Origin of the sequence: Methylophilus flavus (assembly GCF_042678905.1) — a bacterium.
GTDB lineage: Bacteria > Pseudomonadota > Gammaproteobacteria > Burkholderiales > Methylophilaceae > Methylophilus > Methylophilus flavus.
This window is the reverse complement of sequence record NZ_JBHTLN010000001.1, coordinates 737,466-757,473: the sequence shown is the minus strand read 5'-3', so window position 1 is coordinate 757,473 and position 20,008 is coordinate 737,466. Positions and strand designations below refer to the sequence as shown.

14 protein-coding genes are annotated in these 20,008 nt (G+C 49.5%); 7 read left to right on the top strand and 7 right to left on the bottom strand.

Annotation, left to right across the window (positions count from 1 at the left end; genetic code table 11):
• Positions 1–53 precede the first annotated feature (53 nt).
• Positions 54–521, top strand: coding sequence for a hypothetical protein (locus ACFQ2T_RS03545; RefSeq protein WP_379030594.1), 468 nt, complete (start codon positions 54–56; stop codon positions 519–521).
• A 48-nt stretch (positions 522–569) separates the two neighbouring features.
• Here the strand turns inward: ACFQ2T_RS03545 and ACFQ2T_RS03540 are convergent, their stop codons facing one another.
• Positions 570–812 (bottom strand): hypothetical protein, encoded by a 243-nt coding sequence (locus ACFQ2T_RS03540; RefSeq protein WP_379030591.1) that lies wholly within the window; start codon positions 810–812, stop codon positions 570–572.
• Between the two features lie 228 nt (positions 813–1,040).
• Between ACFQ2T_RS03540 and ACFQ2T_RS03535 the strand changes: the two genes are divergently transcribed.
• The 5 genes from ACFQ2T_RS03535 to ACFQ2T_RS03515 all read left to right on the top strand — a co-directional run bounded on the left by ACFQ2T_RS03535 (position 1,041) and on the right by ACFQ2T_RS03515 (position 11,601).
• A complete protein-coding gene (locus tag ACFQ2T_RS03535) occupies positions 1,041–1,427 on the top strand; it encodes a hypothetical protein (RefSeq protein WP_379030589.1) in 387 nt (128 codons plus the stop codon).
• Between the two features lie 163 nt (positions 1,428–1,590).
• On the top strand, positions 1,591–1,971 hold the full coding sequence (locus tag ACFQ2T_RS03530) for a hypothetical protein (RefSeq protein ID WP_379030586.1): 381 nt from the start codon (positions 1,591–1,593) through the stop codon (positions 1,969–1,971).
• A 332-nt stretch (positions 1,972–2,303) separates the two neighbouring features.
• The gene (locus ACFQ2T_RS03525; RefSeq protein ID WP_379030583.1) at positions 2,304–3,281 is read left to right on the top strand and encodes a YihY/virulence factor BrkB family protein; all 978 of its coding nucleotides are present in this window, start codon (positions 2,304–2,306) and stop codon (positions 3,279–3,281) included.
• 207 nt (positions 3,282–3,488) lie between these two features.
• Positions 3,489–3,737: a helix-turn-helix domain-containing protein gene (locus tag ACFQ2T_RS03520; protein WP_379030580.1), complete on the top strand. Its 249-nt coding sequence runs from the start codon at positions 3,489–3,491 to the stop codon at positions 3,735–3,737.
• Positions 3,738–4,098: 361 nt separating this feature from the next.
• On the top strand, positions 4,099–11,601 hold the full coding sequence (locus ACFQ2T_RS03515; RefSeq protein WP_379030577.1) for an O-linked N-acetylglucosamine transferase family protein: 7,503 nt from the start codon (positions 4,099–4,101) through the stop codon (positions 11,599–11,601).
• 1,092 nt (positions 11,602–12,693) lie between these two features.
• On the opposite strand, the gene ACFQ2T_RS03510 is transcribed toward ACFQ2T_RS03515, so the two are convergent.
• From ACFQ2T_RS03510 to aepX, 6 genes are read right to left on the bottom strand one after another with little or no spacing between them, the layout of a single operon-like run.
• The gene (locus ACFQ2T_RS03510; protein ID WP_379030574.1) at positions 12,694–14,085 is read right to left on the bottom strand and encodes a tetratricopeptide repeat protein; all 1,392 of its coding nucleotides are present in this window, start codon (positions 14,083–14,085) and stop codon (positions 12,694–12,696) included.
• A gap of 9 nt (positions 14,086–14,094) precedes the next feature.
• Positions 14,095–14,793 carry a class I SAM-dependent methyltransferase gene (locus ACFQ2T_RS03505; RefSeq protein WP_379030571.1) on the bottom strand — a complete coding sequence of 233 codons (699 nt, stop codon included), beginning with the start codon at positions 14,791–14,793 and terminating at the stop codon, positions 14,095–14,097.
• Positions 14,790–15,200 carry an adenylyltransferase/cytidyltransferase family protein gene (locus ACFQ2T_RS03500; RefSeq protein ID WP_229007139.1) on the bottom strand — a complete coding sequence of 137 codons (411 nt, stop codon included), beginning with the start codon at positions 15,198–15,200 and terminating at the stop codon, positions 14,790–14,792. Before ACFQ2T_RS03500 ends, ACFQ2T_RS03505 begins: the two co-directional genes overlap by 4 nt.
• A complete protein-coding gene (locus ACFQ2T_RS03495) occupies positions 15,197–16,189 on the bottom strand; it encodes a hypothetical protein (RefSeq protein ID WP_379030568.1) in 993 nt (330 codons plus the stop codon). Before ACFQ2T_RS03495 ends, ACFQ2T_RS03500 begins: the two co-directional genes overlap by 4 nt.
• Positions 16,182–17,345, bottom strand: a complete 1,164-nt coding sequence (aepY, locus tag ACFQ2T_RS03490; protein WP_379030565.1) for a phosphonopyruvate decarboxylase — start codon at positions 17,343–17,345, stop codon at positions 16,182–16,184. Before aepY ends, ACFQ2T_RS03495 begins: the two co-directional genes overlap by 8 nt.
• A gap of 17 nt (positions 17,346–17,362) precedes the next feature.
• Positions 17,363–18,661 (bottom strand): phosphoenolpyruvate mutase, encoded by a 1,299-nt coding sequence (aepX, locus tag ACFQ2T_RS03485; protein ID WP_055830994.1) that lies wholly within the window; start codon positions 18,659–18,661, stop codon positions 17,363–17,365.
• A 511-nt stretch (positions 18,662–19,172) separates the two neighbouring features.
• Between aepX and ACFQ2T_RS03480 the strand changes: the two genes are divergently transcribed.
• A complete protein-coding gene (locus ACFQ2T_RS03480) occupies positions 19,173–19,970 on the top strand; it encodes a flagellin N-terminal helical domain-containing protein (protein WP_379030562.1) in 798 nt (265 codons plus the stop codon).
• Positions 19,971–20,008 lie beyond the last annotated feature (38 nt).

Here is a 20,008-nt window from a genome sequence, read left to right as displayed (position 1 = left end):
ACAGTTAGCTTTTTATCGTATATGGTAAGTTGATCGAAAGTTGAATATAAGAGATGAAGTTTCTGATTCTGACACTTACTTTTTTTCTATACTCTGCTACAGCGAGTGCAGAAAAAAACACATGGTTCTATAAATCATCAAAACTCCTGTTGTCCAAGGAGTTGAACACTTGCCATGATTACCGCAATGCTGGGAATATTCCTGCTTATAAAGACTGTGTGACTTCAAAGTTGAATGCGTATGACTTGATCAAGCAGAAAATGGATGATCCTGCACACAGCCCTTTAATAGGTGAGTCGGTATGTGTGGACAAGATTAGATCCAGTTTTGAATATGGCGCGCGTTGCATGGTGGCGGCGGCTGAAATCTGCAAACAGGACAGTGCAGGGAATATTGCAAATGCGCTAGGGTGTTTACGTACTTTCTCAAGCCCAAACTGGCAAGCCAACCCCCAGTCAATGAAGCTGGATTTCACAAAACCGGTCAGGAGTGAAGACGAGATTGGAAGATATGTACAGTAGTGTTTTTAAAGTTGATTCCTGATTTTTCAATCACACGCTTATTTGCATCTAGTCTCCTTTTTGCGGAATATAGATGACCGGATAGAACTCTGAATTGACATCCTCCTCTAAACTCCTGGCAGCAGGGGGGATGATGTCTGGGTCACATGCGTCCAGATTGATGGATCTGAATTTTTTAAAGTCCTTGGCGGCATTTATCGTTTTTGGTTGCCTTGACTTACAAGAAGTCAAATCCGATTGATTATCATCTAATATGGCAGTGCAACTGTCTTCACCGTGTTTTAAAGCCATTAAGCGCTCCTTTCTACTTTGAAAATAGTAGTCAATCAGCAACCAATCAATAAATATAAAGCTGTTTAAATTTTTATGCTATACATAAATATCTGATAGCTATGTAGGAATCTTTTTAGTGATGAGCGTTTTCTATATTAATCAATCTCGTACTAAATTACTACTGGCATCCCTTTGTGATTACGGCTGGGTTTTTTGCTATGATGAGTGGCATTAACAGGAGTAGTTATGAAATACCTTTTCATTCTGATCATGACCATTTCTCTATCTGCCTGTATCAGCACGCCTGAGGTTAAGAACCGGGAAGTCTCGCCTGCCCAGAGTTATCACTTTGAGGGTGATGATGAGTCGACCAAAATTACCGGATTACTGGAAAAATATGGCAATGACTGGGCTTATCATGGTGCATTTTTGACGGTCCAGATCGGTAATGAGAAGGTGATCGCCAGAAAGCCGGTAGATAGATACAATTTTTCTGGTGAAATTGGCGGCGGGACTTACCGTGACAAAAAGGTCAACGCCTCATGCATAGGCTACGCGGTCACAGACCGATGGACAGATGTGCGTTGCACCATCTTTGTCGACAATCAGCAGACTGTGACGCTAGTCTTTTAGTCCATTTGGCTTTTAATTCAAATAGCTTTTTAATTCTAAAAAAACTGAACTGTCCGGGCTATATTTGCATTTGATCATTAGATAAAGGGATTTTCCCTTTTTAATCAATGTATTAATTGACTGTGAAAATGGTTACCTTATCAAAAATACATAAGGGGTAATCATGAATTTCAACAATATCAGCGCAACCAACAAAACCTCACTCACAAATATTGAGCTCAGGTTTGAGAAAAAAGCTGCTGAAGACGCAGGCCCTGCAGCTGTAGAGCAAAGCACGCCAGCGTCACAAACCTACCTGACGGAATCTTCATCCAAATCGGGTATCAAGGACCCGTATCAGGAATTAAGTGATTTCATGAAAATGACCGATGCGCAGAAGATGCAATATCTCTGGCTGAAAAAGCATGGTATTTCACCGGAAGAGTTCGAGTCCATGAGTGGTGAAGATAAACAGAAGCTGGTTGAAAAAATGCAGGAAGAACTGAAAGCTCAGATGAAAGAAGCGATTGAGTCACCAGAAAAAACATCCTTAGCGTTATCTTAAGCCTTCAAACCAGACTAGCTTCACCAACTTTCTTGTCCCTATCTTCTCTTAAATCTTAAAGCACTTCTTAAGTATTAAAGAACTAACACGTCAGCCATTTCTGACAGCAGAATGCGGTATCGTCTTATGCCTGCAATGTAGTGAAATAGTTATGCTGAATTTGCTGATTTCAATGAGATTGACTCATTTAGAACGCGGCATCGAACGGTGCCTTAACGGTGCCGTTTTCCGTTTGGAGGATTTTTAAATCCCTCCACAAGACTGCTCCGTTCGGCTGATTGTTTCGCACACCTTTAAAGAAATTTAAGAAGAGTGAATAGACTGAGATGACAATGAAAGAAACATGGGTACTGATTAAAAGCGCTTTCACTTCCTGGAGCGATGATTACGCGCAAAGTATGGGTGCTGCTTTGGCCTACTACACCATGTTTTCGATTGCACCTTTGTTACTTATCGTTATCTCAATCTCTGGCCTGATTTTTGGACAGGAGGCGGCACGTGGCGAAATCATTGGCCAATTGAATAACCTGATGGGCGAACAGGGCGCAGAGGCGGTGCAAACGCTGCTGCAAAGCACCAGCCAACCCGCTGAAGGAATCACTGCTACAACAATAGGTATCATATTGTTACTCGTCGGTGCCACCAGTGTGTTTGGTGAGTTACAAGATTCACTGGACCGCATCTGGAAAGCACCGGCCAGGGTCAAAAGTGGCATCTGGAAGCTGATTCGTGCCCGCTTGTTATCGTTCGGAATGATTATGGGCATAGGTTTCTTGTTGATGGTTTCACTGGTGTTCAGCGCAGGCTTATCTGCGATGAGTAAATGGTGGTCGCCGGTATTTTCAAGCTGGGTGCTGGTGGCTGGCATTTTCAATTTCATATTCAGCTTTTTATTAACCACCGGCATGTTTGCCATGATCTACAAAATCATGCCACGCGCGAGTATCCGCTGGAGTGAAGTGTGGATAGGCGCACTATTGACGGCTGTTTTATTTACGATTGGTAAATGGTTAATCGGCATTTATATCGGCAGAAGTGCCATTTCAAGTGGTTACGGTGCAGCTGGCTCTATCCTGGCATTGTTGATCTGGATTTATTACTCAGCACAGATATTCCTGATAGGCGCTGAATTTACCTGGGCTTACTCCCATATTTTCGGATCACGTAAAAATAAGGAGACGCCACCTGAATTGACAGAAGCATTAGCAGAAAATGGCGCTAAAGCATTGGAAGCAGATAGTGAAGTAGCAAAAACTGCACGTACCAAGACTAGAAACTCATCCAGAAAACCACCCTCAAAGCGTCATTGATGTTTGTTGAAGTCTCCGCCAGCAGCCATTAAATAGTTCATATTGTCTTTTTAATATTATATAAACTTGTATAATGTAGGAGTCTTGATCTGCTTCAAGTGTTTTTCCAATTGGCGGTTGATCTTCATCAACTTTCAAACGCCCTCATAAAAGTATGCTGACAAGACAGGCTATGCGTTCTAAGTATTAAAGTGAGTAGGAAGCTGTGTGATTTACGTTGAATTGAAATCTGTCATTCTAAAAAAACAACTGGCGTGGGGTAGAACGATTACTATCACAGAAATAGCGGATGCCAGCGGGATTAGCCGCATGACCTTGCATCGTATGCTCAAAGACCAGACCTACAATGCCAGTACTGACCACCTCAATAAACTCTGCGCTTACCTGCAATGTGCATTATATGACCTGGTTCGCTGGGAGCCTGACACCCCTGACTTGCAGGAATATGTGGCTTAACTTCATCTATCCTTGCTTATCATTAGCTTTTCGCAGATAGCTTCGCTGCGTAATGTGTGACAAAACCGCATTGTTTACGGCGATTTTTCTCCAAGCTTTAATTAAAAAACACTGACTGACTAAAACCCGCTGTCCCTGCGTTTTGCCTGAGTTTGAGGCCAGACATACGCTGGTAAGAGATTTCAGCCAATATGCCCAGTTTGAAACAGTCAAGTTGACTGGTGTTTCCCGCTTTTTTTCTGCAATCCATATCCGTACAAACTCACAATAATAAGAGAAATTTTTTGGAATTTCTTTTATGCGTTTGTCGTCCGATGTCTCGCCGTCCGCTCACTCCCTGGAAAGGGACTGCAGCTATTGGATGCAACAGCTCGTAGAAGCCTGGAAACAGGGCGAGTGGCCACAGTGTCTGACATTGGCGCAGAAAATCACGGCTGACTTCCCAGATGAAGGCCTGGCATGGAAGTTACTGGGCAGCCTGTATCAGCAAGAAAATCAGTTAAGCGCTGCCGTTGAAGCCTTTTCACACGCAGGCAAACTGCTGAAAAAAGATGCTGAAGTATTTTATAACCTGGCGAATGTGCATGCGCAGTTGCAGGAACATCCACAAGCAATCAAATATTATCGCCAGACACTTAAGTTAAGTCCGGCATTCAGTCGCGCCTATGCAAATTGGGCGAATGTGCTGAAAAAAACCGGCCAATTGAAAGAGGCCGAGAAATTATTGCGCCGTGGCCTGAATATTCACCAGCAGGATGGCCGTGTCAACTTCGAACTGGCAACCTTGCTGCATGAAGCAGACAAGCCATTGGAAGCGATTCAGTATTACCGCGAAGCGGCCGCTATCGAGCCTGGCAATGCCATCATCTTTTTTAATATGGCGGTCGCGCTGGAGCTATTGGGCAACGAAAGTGAAGCCATCCAGGCCTATGAAACAGCGATTGCACACCAGCCTGACTATGTGGAAGCTTATAGCCATCTGGGAGGGCTGTATCTTAAAAAAGCCAATTTTGATGAAGCGGAACAATGGCTGCTTGCAGGATATGCTGTCAACTCGCAAGAATTATCCATCTTAAAAAATCTGGCCAAGTTATACCGGGTCACGCAACGCACACGCGAGTATCAGCATTACGTTGACCAGGTCATGCGCCTGCAGGACTTTAATGCGGAGCAACTGAATAATGTAGCTGCAGAATTACTGGATCAGTGCCTGTACGCAGAGGCTGAACGCTATTGCAATAAGGCTCTGGAACAGGATCCGGGTAACCCTTATATTTATGGCAACCTCGGATTGATCGAAAATGCACGTTCAGCGTTTGACAAGGCATGCCTCAATTTTGAAAAAGCCCTGGCGTTGTTGCCTGATTCCGAAGTGATACTGAGCAATTACAGTATCAGCCTGCGTCTGCTGGGCCGTTATCCTGAAGCGATTACCAGCCTGGAAAAAGCCATCGCGCTCAAGCCTGACCATCTGTCAGCTTATATCAACCTGAGCAGTATCTACCTGGATCTGGGTAAAACTGAAGTGGCGATTGAGATGCTGGAAAAAGTCCTGGTACAGGACCCTAACCATGTCATGGCGCTGAGAAACCTGTTATTTTCAGATAGCTATGTCAATTACCTGACTGAAGAAAAACATACAGCCTATGTCGCCAGACTCGGGCAGTTAATGATGCAGGATAAAACACCGTTCCAGGCATGGAACATCCACAAAAATGACCAGCGTTTACGCGTAGGCATTGTGTCTGCAGACCTGAGACGCCACCCGGTCGGCTATTTCATTGAAAACTGGGTCAAGCATTTTCATCCTGGTCAGCTGGAAGTCTATGGCTACTCTACCGATGGCCGTGAAGATGTACTCACGCACGAATTAAAAGGCTACTGCAACGAATGGCGTTCGCTGGCTGGTTTGACCGATGAACAGGCTGCAGGCCTGATTCATAGCGATGGCATTCATGTTTTACTGGATTTATCCGGCCTGACCGGAGGCACACGCTTACCTGTATTTGCCTGGAAACCGGCACCGGTACAAGCTGCCTGGCTGGGTTACTGGGGTACCACCGGCTTGCCGGTGATGGATTATGTGATTGCTGACCCTGTCAGTGTCAATGCGCAGGTGGCACAACGCTTTACCGAGCAAGTCGCCTATCTGCCACATACCCGGTTGTGTTTTACGGCACCGCCGTTCGACATTGCCGTCAATGCCTTGCCTGCTGAACAATCCGGCGTGGTCACTTTTGGTTGCTATCAAAACTACACCAAAGTCACCGATGCGGTATTAACGCTTTGGGGACGTATTTTTGCGGCGCAGCCAGCTGCCAGGTTGCGCTGGCAGTGCAAAACTTTCAACGATGCCGCCGCCAGGGCCGAAACCGTCGAAAGATTAGCTAATGTCGGCATCAATGCCGAGCGTTGTGAATTGCTGGGCATGGTCACGCGTGAGGCTTACCTGAAGAGCCATCACGCAGTGGATATGATCCTGGATACCTTCCCCTTCAGTGGCGGTACCACGACTTGCGAAGCCCTGTGGATGGGCGTGCCTACGCTGACATTATTGAGTGATACTTTGATCGGTCGCCAGGGCGCGAGCATGCTGACTTGCGCAGGCTTGAGCGACTGGGTGGCAGAAACTGCAGACGAATATGTAGAGAAAGCGGTGACATTCGCCAATGATTTGCCGGCTTTGGCAACCACGCGATTAGGTTTGCGGGCACAAGTATTGCAGTCACCATTGATGGATGCAGCACTGTTTGCGCAAGATTTTGAAAAACTGTTATTCAGCTTATGGCAGCAGGCCAAATCCGGCCTGACGGAAAATCAGCTACTTGCTCGCGCGCCAGTTCAGGCCGTATTTAGCGGTGAGAAACCGGTATGGGTAGTCAGTGCCACACGCATGAGCGAAGCAGCCTTCTGGCGCGATGCGGCACTGGGCAAATCTTTAAAACGCCATATGCGCCAGGATGCGCGACTGGTTGCCAGGATCGCTTGTGAAAACACGCGCGGCCTGTCCGAGATTTTTAATGATGCCATTGCCGCGGCACCTGATGATGCCTTGCTGGTCTTTATCCATGACGATGTCTGGATTGATGAAAATACCTTTGTAAAAACAATCTCTGACGGCTTGCAGCAATACGACGTGATTGGCGTGGCCGGTAATGCCCGTATTCAGCCTGGCCAAACCGGCTGGTGTTTTGTGGATACCAAATTCACCTGGGATGATACCGCGTATCTGCGTGGTGCAGTCAGTCATGGCCAGCACGCATTTGGCCCTGCATCTGCCTATGGCGAGCCTGCCGGTGCCACCCAGTTAATGGATGGCGTGTTCCTGGCCGCTTATAAAAAACGACTGGTCGAATCACAGGTGAGCTTTGATACGCAGTTTGACTTTCACTTTTATGACCTGGATTTTTGCCGTACCGCTACCCTTGCCGGATTGCAACTCGGTGTGTGGCCTTTGCGCATGACCCATCAGAGTGGCGGTGCATTTGGTACCCAGCGCTGGCAGGATAAATACCTGCAATATGCGCAAAAGTGGGAACCAGCATTGCAAACACCGTCCTCAGCGCTGGAAGCCTCCATTGCCGAAGTGTTTGATCAGGCAGCTGCGGAACAGCAACAGGGCCACTATGCGGCAGCACGCGCGCTGTACCAGGAAATCCTGCAGATTCATCCTCGACATGCATTGTCATTACATAACCTGGGCCTGATCGCCTGGGATGAGCAACAGCATACGCAGGCGATTGCTTTATTTGAGCAGGCTCACACGCTGGTACCTGAGCAATGGCAATTATTGAGTAATTACCTGAATGCTTTACACGCTTCAAATAACCCTCAATTCCAGGAGGTTCTGGAGCAGGCGTTGCAACGCGGCCAGCATACGCAAGCACTGAACGCTTTGCTGGCCTCATGGGGATTGGCAGAGCAGGCGACCAGTGTTCAAGTCCTGGAAGCTGAGGAGGCGGATTTACTGGGTCTGTTTGAGCTCGGCAAATACACCGAGATGCAACAGCGCTTGGACAGTCTGTTGCAACAGCATCCGGACTGGCTGAACGGCTGGAAGATGCTGAGTGACGTACGCATGTTGCTGAAGGAAGATGCACGCGAGCCAGCTAAACGCGCCCTGGCACTCAATGCTCATGACCCGATAGAGCATTGCTATTACGGACTGGTGCTGAAAGCACAGGGTGATTTGACCGCTGCCGCCCAGGCATTTGAACAAGCCATCGCACTGAAACCGGATTACGCAGCTGCCTACAATAACCTGGGTATTGTGCTGAAAGACCTGGGTGCCGTGGATAAAGCGATTTCCCATTTCAAACAGGCACTGATATTACAACCTGGCGATGCCGGTTGTTTCAGCAACCTGCTGTTCTGCATGAGCCATGCGCAAGGCATTCCCGCAGCAGAATTATTGCAGGCCCACCAGGCCTATGCAGAATTATATGAAGCACCGTTAAAAGCTCACTGGCAGCCACATCACAATGACAGAGACCCGGATAGACCACTGAAAGTAGGCTTTGTGTCTGCGGATTTCAGGGCGCATTCCATTCCCCATTTCCTCAAGCCGCTGTTGCTTGGGTTGGCAAGCAACCAGCAACTGGAGTTGCATGCTTATTACAACCATCCGATAAGCGATCAAGTCACCGCAAAAATGCGTGAATATTTTGCCAGCTGGAAAGACGTGACTGAACAGTCTGATGAGGTTCTGGCAAAGACGATCCGCCAGGATGGCATTGATATCCTGATTGATTTATCCGGCCATACCTCTGGCAACCGCCTGCTGACATTTGCCAGGAAACCTGCGCCTATCCAGCTTAGCTGGCTGGGCTATATGAACACCACAGGCCTGGCTGCCATGGATTATTACCTGACTGATGAAGCATTGACGCCTATTGGTGAATTTGATGCCCAGTTCACTGAAAAACTGGTGCAGTTGCCGGTAAATGCGCCATTTATGCCTGATGCCAGCATGCCTGAAGTTGAGCCATTACCTGCATTGAGCAATGGCTATATCACTTTCGGCTGCTTTAACCGCCCGAACAAAATCACGCAAGCCACCGTGCAGTTGTGGGCGCAGCTGATGCAAGCTGTGCCAGATAGCCGCATGATCCTGGGAGGCATATCCTCTTCCGAGAATGGCAGTCATCTCGTGAGCTGGTTTCAGCAGGCAGGTATTGCCAGCAACCGCCTGCAACTGGTTGCTCGCACTCAAATGGCTGACTATCTGCAGCAATACCACCGTGTAGATATTTGCCTAGATACCTTTCCATCGAACGGGCTGACCACAACCGCCCATGCCTTATGGATGGGTGTACCTACGCTGTGCCAGATAGGTGATCGCCTCAACAGCCGCGGTGCAATGGCATTGATGCAGCATGCGGGTTTAAGTAACTGGATTGCTGCTGATGCACAAGCCTGGATAGCACAAGGAATCACTTTATGCGCTGATCTTGCTGCGCTGGCAGAAGTACGTAAAGGCATGCGTGACCGCTTGCAACAGTCATTGCTGTCGCAGCCTGCCAAATTGTCAGCCACCCTGGCTGATGCATTACGCCTGATGTGGCAACGCTGGTGCCAACACCAGCCTGCACACTCTTTTAACATGCCCTTGCTTGCAGAAGAGAGCGACGTACTGGCGTCACCTGCAACCCAACTGACCGCAACCAACAAAATGACCTTAAAAGGACCCACCATGGAAACTTTAGCGATGCAATCTGCCTCTGCGGAAACAGCTTTAGACTCACAAAACGCTCACCAACAGACACTGGAACAAACCGTTGAAGAAGTCTTGCAACTGGCGATACAACACCAGGTAAAAGGTGAGGTGACTGAGGCTGCTGCGCTGTATCAGGAGATTCTGGAGATTGCCCCGAAACATGATGTGGCTTATTACGGGCTGGGACTCATTGCATTGCAGGAGTCTGCCAAAGCAGCATTGCCGTTGCTTGAGCAGGCTGTGATCCTGGCGCCGCAAACGCAGGATTACTGGACTGCCTATGTGCATGCACTTATGCAAACCACAAATGAGAAGGAAGTGACGGAAGTGATCGCTTTCGCCAGACAGCATGGCTTGTCCGAAGCCGCGATCCAGCAACTGAACCAGGCTTGCCAGGAATTTTATGCCCAGGCTGCACCGGTGACCGTTTCGCCTGTGGCCATTGGCAGCCAGAAACCAGCTACCGTTGGCGGCTACATTTACCGCGCGCAGGATAACTTCTACCAGCGCGCGCAGGCGGAAGCTTTTGGTTATCAGGATGCCGGTAATGCCGAGCAACGTTTGTATGACATCATCCGCCAGGCACGTGATAAGAGTGTGTTTTCAGATGAGTTGGCTGCTAAAGCGACTGACTGGCCCAGCTATTACCACCTGACTTCACAACGCGCCAATCTGTTGCGTCCGTTTGCCGAGAAAATAGCTAACGGCAAAGTGCTTGAGTTAGGGGCCGGTTGTGGCGCGATTACACGTTTCCTGGGTGAGCTGGGTGGCGAAGTGGTCGTGGTGGAGGGCAGTCCTAACCGTGCGCGTATCATCGGCCAACGCTGCGCTGAACTACAGAACGTCAACATATTCTGCGATCTGATCCAGTCATATGAAACAGATGAGAAATTCGATGTCGTCACTTTGATTGGCGTGCTGGAATATGCACAAGTGTATGTCAAGGAAGCTAACCCGTTGCTGGTATTACTGCAAAAAGCCAAGTCTTTCCTCAAAGAAGACGGCATGCTGATCGTGGCAATCGAGAACCAGCTGGGCCTGAAATATTTCAACGGCGCGCCTGAAGACCATATGGGCCAGGCCATGTATGGCATCAATGATTCCTACAGCACTACCAGCCCGATCACTTTTGGCCGCGTGGAACTGGATGCGTTGATCCGCAGCGCCGGGTTTGAAACTACCGAACTGTATGTACCGTTGCCCGACTACAAAACACCGGTCACCGTGATTTATCCTGAAGGTTTTAATACTGCGCATAAAGCCGCAGGCTGGGACATTGGTGCCTTGGCTGCCGGTTCAGTGGTGCATGACAGGCAATCGCCACGTCATCCTACCTTCTCTCTGGAAAATGCGTGGAAAGTACTTGCGCGTAATAACCTGGTGGAAGATATGGCGAACTCATTCATGTTCGTGGCTTACCCTCAACAGCAAGCCGGGAAACAGCATCCTGACGTATTGGCCGCGCATTACGGTTGCCAGCGCCAGGCAGTGTTCAGCAAAGAAACCCAGTTTGTGCATGCTGATGACACTGTCTCTACCCGCACCCGCAGCACCGGTGAAACACCGAAATTATTGCAAGCCGATTGGGAACAGTCTGCTTACCATGGCGGCACTTTATGGATGGACAAATTGACGCAACTGGTCAACCGTCCTAACTGGCGTGTGGAAGACCTCACCGCCTGGGCGCAGGTATGGGTGCTAGCATTGGCTGCCAACGCAAAGCCGGGGGCGCATACACTGCCTGAGTTTGCAGGCGCAACCGACCTGTTGCCATCTCAGTATTTTGACGCAACACCAACTAATTTTGTAGTGGATGCGCAAGGGCAGGGACATTTCTTTGACCTGGAATGGGATTTTGCGATCCCATTGCCGGTGTCATTCGTAGCATTGCGTGGCTTGTTCCTGACGTTGCATCGTATCCGTGGCTGTGCCAAGCCGCATGCAAGTACACCATCCAATATTGGCGGGTTGTCACTGGCAGTGCTGGAGTCATTGGGGTATACCTTCAAGGATCAGGAGTTGCAGGCATTTATCAGTGTGTTTAACCGTTTGCAGAACCTGATTCAGGGATTGCCGGAGCAGCATGTGAATGGGTTGACTGCGGAGTTCTCGCGCGCGGGATTGCCGGTGAGACAGTTGTTTACTTAATTAAAAATGTTTTGGAAAAGCCTGCCATTGAAAAGTGACGGGCTTTTTTTTATGACGGCTGCATTTGAGGGGATTATCGATATTGAAACAGGTTAAGTCACTGGGGCTATGAAAGAAACGAATGCTCCGGGCAATAACCGTCATTCTGGCGCAGGCCAGAATCCAGGTAAGGTCAATGCTTAGCCTAGTTGCAAATGTTGTGCTTGCTGTAAAGTTTTAATCGGTATTTCTTTGGAAGATTTAACCGATTCTTTTCGCCTCCAGGCGAGTTACTTTTCTTTGCTTGCCCAAAGAATAAGTAACCAAAAGAAAGGGCACCCTAGCTTCCGCTTTTTTCCTGCGTTGCTCGTCAACGTGGGCGGCCAACGAAACTCGCCCTGACAAGCCACACATAACGTGGCTTGTTGCGGAACTCGAGCAGACGCTGGCCGAATACTCCCACGCTGACTGCGCTACTCGGCGCGTCAGATAGGGGCCCGTTTAAAACCAGCACGACGTGACTTTAGTGAATAGCAATGGGCAGAGGACGCTTAGCAAATGTGTAATCTAAAACCAAATCCGCCAACGATCTTTCTTGCTTTGTTTTTGATTTATTTTTATTTCGCTAATTGCGCGGGATGCGATGTGGGAAATCTAACCTAAATAACAGCGTAGTGTTTTTCAGGGTCCCCTATCTGACGCGCCGAGTAGCGCAGTCAAAATAAGAAATAAGGGAGCGACTGTGTGAATCCCGCGGTGGCCTGCGCAGTGTGCAGGCCGCTAGGATGAGTTTCGTGACCGCTTATTTTGACGAGCAACGCAGGAAATAAGCGGAAGCTAGGGTGCATTTCTTTTGGTTACTTATTCTTTGTGCAAGCAAAGAAAAGTAACTCGCCTAGAGGCGAAAAGGAATGCTTAATACTCAAAGAAATACCTACAAGCACATCACTTGTTATGTATTGAACCAAGCTAGTCATGAACCTTGCCTGGATTCTGGCCTCCGCCAGAATGACGGCTTGTGCAGAGAGTTTCTGCTTCATGTAAGGCTACTGATACACATGCACAAAGCATGCTGCAAGAAACGCTGCGACACCTATCGCAAGGTTGGCAAGCCTAAAACATCGTTTCCATACACTTGCGTATATGCGGAATAGACGCCGCCGAGTTAGGCGCATGCTTGCTCAGTTTCACCAGCGTCTGCAACGCCTTGTCCGCTTTCTCCTGCAAACAATACACTTCCGTAAGATTGCTCAGCGGAATCGCAGGGTTTTCCTGCGCAAAATGCACCGCTTTTTCCAGCAGCATTTCAGCATCTTCAAACTGCCCCTGGCCTACCAGGAAAGTGCCGAGGTCATTGTAAGGCTCCCAGCAGGTGCTGCCTTTTTTGACCAGTTCCAGCATGATCTGCGTAGACAGTTGCATATCACCTTGCGCTGCCAGTTGCTCTGCCTGCTGGTAGGTGGTGCGGTCGATTTCAACCTGTGCAGTCAGCGCAGGCGTAGGTAATGGTTGGCCTTGCAAAGCTGCCAGCAGATTGTCGACAATCAGTCTGGCGCTTTCACCCAGGTGGGCAAACTGCTGTTGCTTGTTGACGCTGATTTCGGCCTGGTACTGCTGCGGGCGTTCCAGTACGTCCAGCACAGTGTCGCGCAGGTTGGCGCGTGTGGTTTTGGTCACGTAATCGTAAGGCACACAAGCCGGTCTTGGCGGGTTGGTGTCCGGGATGACCCAGTCAATCACTGCCACGCCAGGTACATCCAGCAGCAAAGCTTCGGTCAGTACGCTGGATTCGTCAGATACCATGACATCAGCCAAACCCAGGCAGTACATGATGCTGATCTCGCGGTCTATGACATAGACATTGTCGGCGCAGCCTCTGTGCAGCGCGTCCATTTCGTCGATATTATTCAGTACCCAGCGGTATTTTTCTGACCAGGGTGCCTGTTTCAGCAACAGGTTTACCGGTAGATCTTTCAAAGCTTGAACAAAGTCATCCTGCTTGCCGTGGTTTTCCCATGAAGGGGCGTACAGCACCGAGCGTTCGTATTTCAGGCCCAGTTGTTCGCGCAAGGCTTTCGCCTGCTGCTTGAATTCATCCTGGTTGCGGTAGACCAGGTCGGCCTTGGGCCAGCCCAGATCGAATACGCCTAATTTAGGTCTGGCCTTGGCAAATACTGCCTGGGTTTGCCAGCGGTCTACCCAGTTAGCGCCGGGTACGATGCCCATATCAAAGGCATCCCACGGTTCATGATGCCAGAAGTGAGGCCAGATATCATGGCGCTGTGCCAGGTCGTGCAGCAATATAATGGAAAAGCCGGCATTTGGCTTGCACGCATGCTCGCAATAGACGCCGATTTCGGCATATTGCCTGGAATCCATGCTCCATTGAATCGGGAAGCCTCTGCCTGCCGCTTCATCCGCGATAGGCGCCAGGGCCTGGCGTTCGCAATTATCGGTATAAAAGAAAGTAATTGCAGGCAGGGTGTTTAATGTGGATGTCGTCATGATCAGTCGTTATCCATGTAAGTGTTTGGAGAAAATCACACTGAAACGAAATTCGCTTTGCGTATAGTTAGGCACGCAGCTTTCGAAGGCCTGGTGTGGCCATTCCGGTAACTGATTGATAAACCATTCCGGTGTGTAATAGGTGTGGTGCAAACCACGGTATTTCTCTTCGTATTCAGCCTCGGTCAGCGCTTCACGGCGAGCCAGTTCACAGGCTTCACGAGTGGCCGCATTCGGCACATCCAGTATGGCAATCCCATGCCTGGTTTTTTTCCACATGGCCTGTAATACCTGCGCGGCGGTCGCCTCATCAAAATAATGAAACACGCTGTTGGCGATGACAAAATCGTATGTTGTTTCTGTATCGAGCGACTGCGCACCCTGTACCAGGAATTCACCATCTGGCATGGCTTTTTGCGCGGCTGCTATCAGACCTGCGGCATAATCCAGGCCGCCGACTTCCAGCGCCATTTGTTCACGTAATGAGAAGAGGAAAGCCCCGGCACCGCAACCTACTTCAAATACGGAGTTGCCCGGTTTCAGCTCCAGCTTTTCACTGATACGGCGGGTATATTCCTGCCAGTCGGCCAGATTGATCTTGCCGGCACCGCTATCAAAGCCATCCAGCGAGATCAAGGTCTCGAGCGTGATTGCATGTTGTGGTTGCAGGGTACGTTTTTCCCAGATTTGTTGCCATAAATTGCTCATGAGTTAGCTTCCATTTTTTGACTGACGGCTTTCAGTACACGGGCACGCAGTTGCGTGCTGCTGATGCCTTCTGTACGTGGCAGGATATGTAATTTTTCAGCGGCGATCGGGTTGCTGTTGTCGTGACCGTGTACCAGTAGATCGATATTGTGCTGCGCTAAAAACGCTTCATCCAGCAACCAGGGGCTGGGCACGACTTCATCGACATCGCGCATGGCCAGTAATACTTCTGCACGCGCGGCATAATCCAGTTCTGGCTCGTAGCCTTTTTTACTGCGTATCTCTTCATCGGTGGTCAAGGCCACTACTACGTGCCCTAGCTGTTTCGCCTGTTTCAGCAGGCGGACATGGCCGTGATGGATCAGCGTGGCGGACATATCGACCATGATGCGTTTAGGTGCGTTCACGCCAGTACCTCCAGCATATTCAAGATATCACCCTGTGCAGATGAGCCAAGGTGCGCTTCACCAAGATGGCAAACCACGCTGCCACGGCTGATGCCGCGTGGTGCATACAACACGGCACGCGGGTCTTGTGAGCCTATCCTGGCATCCACCCAGGTGCATAATGCAGGCTGGTGGCTGGCCGGGTGGGTGGCATAGTTTGCAAATTTTTGCAGCATGGCCGCCTTGTTAATAAACACCGCCTCGCGTAAATCATTATGCTTGGGCAACACTTCATATAGCGAAGCGATCGCATGGTAAGGGCCAGTCATACGCCGTTCCAGGTGGGTATGCAGGTTCAGGTAAAACCCGTCTACGCTATTGGTCGGTAACTGGTTAAAGGCAATAAAGGCGGCACCGGTCAGGCCAAACAGGCCTTTGCAGGAGCTATAGGCAATCACATCCGCCTGGTCATGGTCGGCTTCGAGACCAATTGAAGCGGTCGCATCCAGGAATAGTTGCGCGTCGGCACGGTTCGCCAGTGCACGCAATTCATTCATAGGCAGTTTCAGGCCTATGCTGGTTTCGGTATAACAAGCCACTATCCAGTCATACTGGTCGGCGATATCTGCCAGGTCCAGCCAGTTGACGACAGTCACTGATCTGACATGGCCCAGGCGTTGTGCCGCTTCAGCAAAACTGACCAGGCGTTGTGCGTAATAGCCGCTGTCTATCACCAGTACTTTGCCGAACAGAAAATTCAATGAGGCGATTTCCAGCGCCAGGCTGGCAGAACCTTGCAGGCGGGCGATCTGCGCATGACCTGTCATGCTTTTTAATGCATCGAGTACAGCCTGTTCCACTTGCTGGTAATCGGTGTCACCCCGGCCAAAACACGGGCGCAGGCCTAGCAGGTTTTCTTCCAGCAAGCTGGCAGGCCCTGCGGTAAACAAGGCTTTGGCGCTGTTTTGCTGCGTGATATGCGCTAGTAAGGTTGGCGACTGGTCAGGCATACGCGACCTCTTCCAGAAATTGCATAAAGTCCTGTTTGTTCTGTGCCGGTGTACGGGTAGGGCGGCCAAGATCGGCGCGTGCACCGCGACGGCACAGCACTTCAATAAAGCAGCTCTGGCCCAGGCTTAATGCATATTGCAGCGATTCATTTAGCTGGCTGCCTGAACTGACGCGAATCACCCATTGGTATCCGGCCGCTTTGGCAATGCTGGATAAATTCAATTGTGCAGCAACGGTCGGTTGGCCACCAACGGAATCATGTGCGCCGTTGTTAAAGACGATATGCACAAGGTTGCGCTGCTGGGCGCTGAGCGTCAGGCTACCCATATGCATGAGCATGGCGCCGTCACCATCCAGGCAAACCACTTGCCGGTCAGGTTGAGCGAGTGCGATGCCACAAGCGATCTGTGAGGCATGCCCCATACCACCCACGGTTAAAAAGTCGCGCGAATGACCACTATTCTGAGCATGGCGGAATTCAAATAACTCACGCGATGCCATGCCGGTGGTCGCGACCACGGCAACATCCTCAGCCAGCAGGCGCACGATATTGCTCAGCATATCTTCACGGCTTGGCAGGGTGGCTTCATTGGCATGGCCGGATTTAATCACTGTTTTGGCTTTATACGGGGCAAAGCTCTGTTTGCGCACCACCAGGGCCACCGGGCCGGAGCGACGTTTTGCCAATGCCAGCAGGCGACGGGTCTGTGTTAAGGCGCAACTTAAGTCTGTCTGGAAAATCTCAAACGGGATGCCCATCATTTCCAGCTGTTCCAGCGTGATCTGGCCTTGCTTGACATGCTGAGGCTCATCATGGATCTGGGTGCCATCCTGCTGCATTTCACCGCGCCAGCCGATCACCATCAGCATGGGGATACCATAAATCTGCGGGTCTGCCAGTGACGCAATCGGATTCACCACATTACCCAGGCCCGAATTCTGCATATACACCAGTGCCGGGCTACCGGTCGCCAGGTAATGTCCCATCGCCAGGCCAGTGGCGCCGCCTTCATTGGCAGCGATCACATGTTTATGCTCGGGCAGGCGGTCAGAAAAGCAGGCACACAATTCCTTTAATAAGGAATCGGGCACGCCCGTAAAAAACTGCACACCTGCATGTTGCAGCGCTTCCAGAAATGCACCAGCTTCAATCATGATGGATGCTCCTTTTATTATTTGGTACCGGGAATCAGCGACAGCACATCGTTGATCGACATCAGTTCGGATTCGACTTCTGCGGTTCTGCCGTTCTTGAGAATTTCCATGGCCGTGCGCTGCATGGCCGGATAAGCCGCGCGCATCATATGGTTGGCATAAATCACCAGGTTGAATCCACGTGCGGCCAGTTCTTCTTCGGTCACCGTGCAATAGCTGGTAGGGACACATACCAATGGCGTGGTCGGGAATTCGGATTTGAAGATTTTGGCAAACTCGAATACTTCATCCGGCGATTTCTGGCGGCTGTGGATCATGATGCCGTCTACGCCTGCACCGACATAAGCTTGTGCACGTTTGACGGCGTCTTCCATGCCTTTTTCCAGGATCAGGCTTTCGATACGCGCAATCACCATAAAGTCATCACTGACACGGGCGGCACGGCCGGCGGCGATCTTGTCGCAGAACGGTTGAATGTCATCCTGCAATTGCGCCACCTCATTGCCAAACAAGGAATTCTTTTTCAGACCTATCTTGTCTTCTATGATAGTGGCGGAAATACCCAGGCGCTCCATGCTGCGCACATTGAGTTCAAAGTGCTCCAGCTTGCCGCCGGTATCAGCGTCCATCACCAGTGGTTTGGTCGTGACATCAAAAATATCGTTGATATTGGATAAGCGGCTGTTGATCTCAAGCGCTTCAATATCCGGTTTGCCGCGCGCGGTTGAGTCGGTCAGAGAACTGGACCAGAAACCATCGAACTGGCAGTTCTTGCCATTGCGCTGGGCGATGGCATGCTCTGCAATCAGGGCCGAGATCGGATTGTGCGCTTCAATAAAACGGGAAATCGGTTTGGCCGCCAGCAATCTTTTTAAGGTACGGCGGCGGATATCAGGGGTGGTGCCCAGTGTTTGAATCTGGCCCAGCATTTCATTTGAGGAGATGCCGCGGGTATAAGGAATCTCGATCAGGTGGCCGCCATATTCAGCCAGTGCTGCGCGGGCGCGTTCACGATAAGGCAGTAACGGGCCATCCAGCCAGTCATCGCCATGCACCATGATGTCAGGTTTGTGTTTCAGCAGGTTGGGCGCATAGTCCCATTCATCCTGTGGCACGACATTCACCACACCACGGATATTCTCAACGATAGATTTACGTTGATCATAAGTCAGGTAGGGCAAGCGTTTGTGATCTGCCACAGCCGCATCGGACAATAAACCAATCGTGACATCGCCATACTTTCTTGCCTGCTCGATGATATTGATATGTCCGTGATGCAGAATATCTACCGTCATACCTACATAAACTGATGCCATGCAACACTCCTATATATATGCCTAGTTCACATCCGCCAGAAAGGCGAGCTGAACATCTATAGGAATTATGAAATGCAGGGCATGAAATTGATTGTGTGAAAAACGCCTTAAAGTACCTTTAAATCCTTATCTATATATAAGGTTGCTTTTCAGGCAGATATCGCATCAGCTAGTTAAATAAATTAAGAGGTGATTCACGGCTAACTCCGCAAATGAATTCGGGCTGGCCTTATTTAAAATAGGTCAAATTGAATTTATAACCATGAAATTTCAACAAGGACTAAAGAACTCCGAAGAGCCGTCGTTAACAGAAACAAGTGCTCGACCGATGTAAAGATGTAAAAAAGAAATTTTAAATGCAACATTAAAGAAATTTCGGAAGCGGTCGATAACATAAACAACAACGATGAATTAGCAAGATTTAGTAAGTAGTAAGCGAATCAACGTTGAAGTAATAGTAATACGACGATTTGACACTTAACTGGATATACGACTCTCAAGGAGAAATAACATGGCTTCAGTAATTAACACAAACATTGCATCTTTAAACGCACAACGTAACCTGGGTACTTCCCAGTCAAGCATGAATCAATCGATTCAACGTTTGTCTTCAGGTCTGCGTATCAACAGTTCTAAAGATGACGCCGCCGGCTTGGCAATTGCAACACGTATGGATGCTCAAATCCGCGGTATGGATGTTGCAGTTCGTAACTCTAACGACGCGATCTCTTTCCTGCAAACTGCTGAAGGTGGTTTGTCTAAAGGTACAGATGCTCTGCAACGTATGCGTGAATTGGCTGTACAGGCAGCTAACGGTTCTTACAGCTCTGGTGACCGTGCAAACCTGGATGCAGAATACACACAACTGAAAGAAGAGTTGACACGTTTAAGTACTGCAACCAAGTTCAACGGTGAAGCTGCATTAGGTAAAGGTTATCAGTTCCAGGTAGGTGCAGATGCTTCTGACACCATCAGCGTAAGCTCTGTCGCTGCGGTAAGTATGGCTGGTTCACTGTCTTCAGCTTCTGCGGCTTCTGCAGCACTGACAGCGATCGACTCAGCACTGGATTCAGTAAACACCAACCGTGCGACATTGGGTGCTTACCAGAACCGTTTTGAATCTGTGATCAGCAACCTGCAAATCTCTTCTGAGAACATGTCTGCTGCCAAGTCTCGTATCATGGATGCTGACTTTGCTTCAGAAACAGCGAAGATGACACGTGCACAGATCCTGCAACAAGCAGGTACAGCGATGTTGGCTCAAGCTAACCAGCTGCCTAACCAAGTGATGACACTGTTAAGAGGTTAATTCCCTAAACCAGTCGAATCCTGATCCACAGAGAACAC

What these genes read in the sequence shown, in the direction of transcription:
- aepY (WP_379030565.1), bottom strand. Translation starts at nt 17,345, where the DNA reads ATGATTGAAGCTGGTGCATTTCTGGAAGCGCTGCAACATGCAGGTGTG.
- aepX (WP_055830994.1), bottom strand. Translation starts at nt 18,661, where the DNA reads ATGGCATCAGTTTATGTAGGTATGACGGTAGATATTCTGCATCACGGA.
- ACFQ2T_RS03545 (WP_379030594.1), top strand. Translation starts at nt 54, where the DNA reads ATGAAGTTTCTGATTCTGACACTTACTTTTTTTCTATACTCTGCTACA.
- ACFQ2T_RS03540 (WP_379030591.1), bottom strand. Translation starts at nt 812, where the DNA reads ATGGCTTTAAAACACGGTGAAGACAGTTGCACTGCCATATTAGATGAT.
- ACFQ2T_RS03515 (WP_379030577.1), top strand. Translation starts at nt 4,099, where the DNA reads ATGCAACAGCTCGTAGAAGCCTGGAAACAGGGCGAGTGGCCACAGTGT.
- ACFQ2T_RS03535 (WP_379030589.1), top strand. Translation starts at nt 1,041, where the DNA reads ATGAAATACCTTTTCATTCTGATCATGACCATTTCTCTATCTGCCTGT.
- ACFQ2T_RS03530 (WP_379030586.1), top strand. Translation starts at nt 1,591, where the DNA reads ATGAATTTCAACAATATCAGCGCAACCAACAAAACCTCACTCACAAAT.
- ACFQ2T_RS03525 (WP_379030583.1), top strand. Translation starts at nt 2,304, where the DNA reads ATGAAAGAAACATGGGTACTGATTAAAAGCGCTTTCACTTCCTGGAGC.
- ACFQ2T_RS03495 (WP_379030568.1), bottom strand. Translation starts at nt 16,189, where the DNA reads ATGCCTGACCAGTCGCCAACCTTACTAGCGCATATCACGCAGCAAAAC.
- ACFQ2T_RS03480 (WP_379030562.1), top strand. Translation starts at nt 19,173, where the DNA reads ATGGCTTCAGTAATTAACACAAACATTGCATCTTTAAACGCACAACGT.
- ACFQ2T_RS03510 (WP_379030574.1), bottom strand. Translation starts at nt 14,085, where the DNA reads ATGACGACATCCACATTAAACACCCTGCCTGCAATTACTTTCTTTTAT.
- ACFQ2T_RS03505 (WP_379030571.1), bottom strand. Translation starts at nt 14,793, where the DNA reads ATGAGCAATTTATGGCAACAAATCTGGGAAAAACGTACCCTGCAACCA.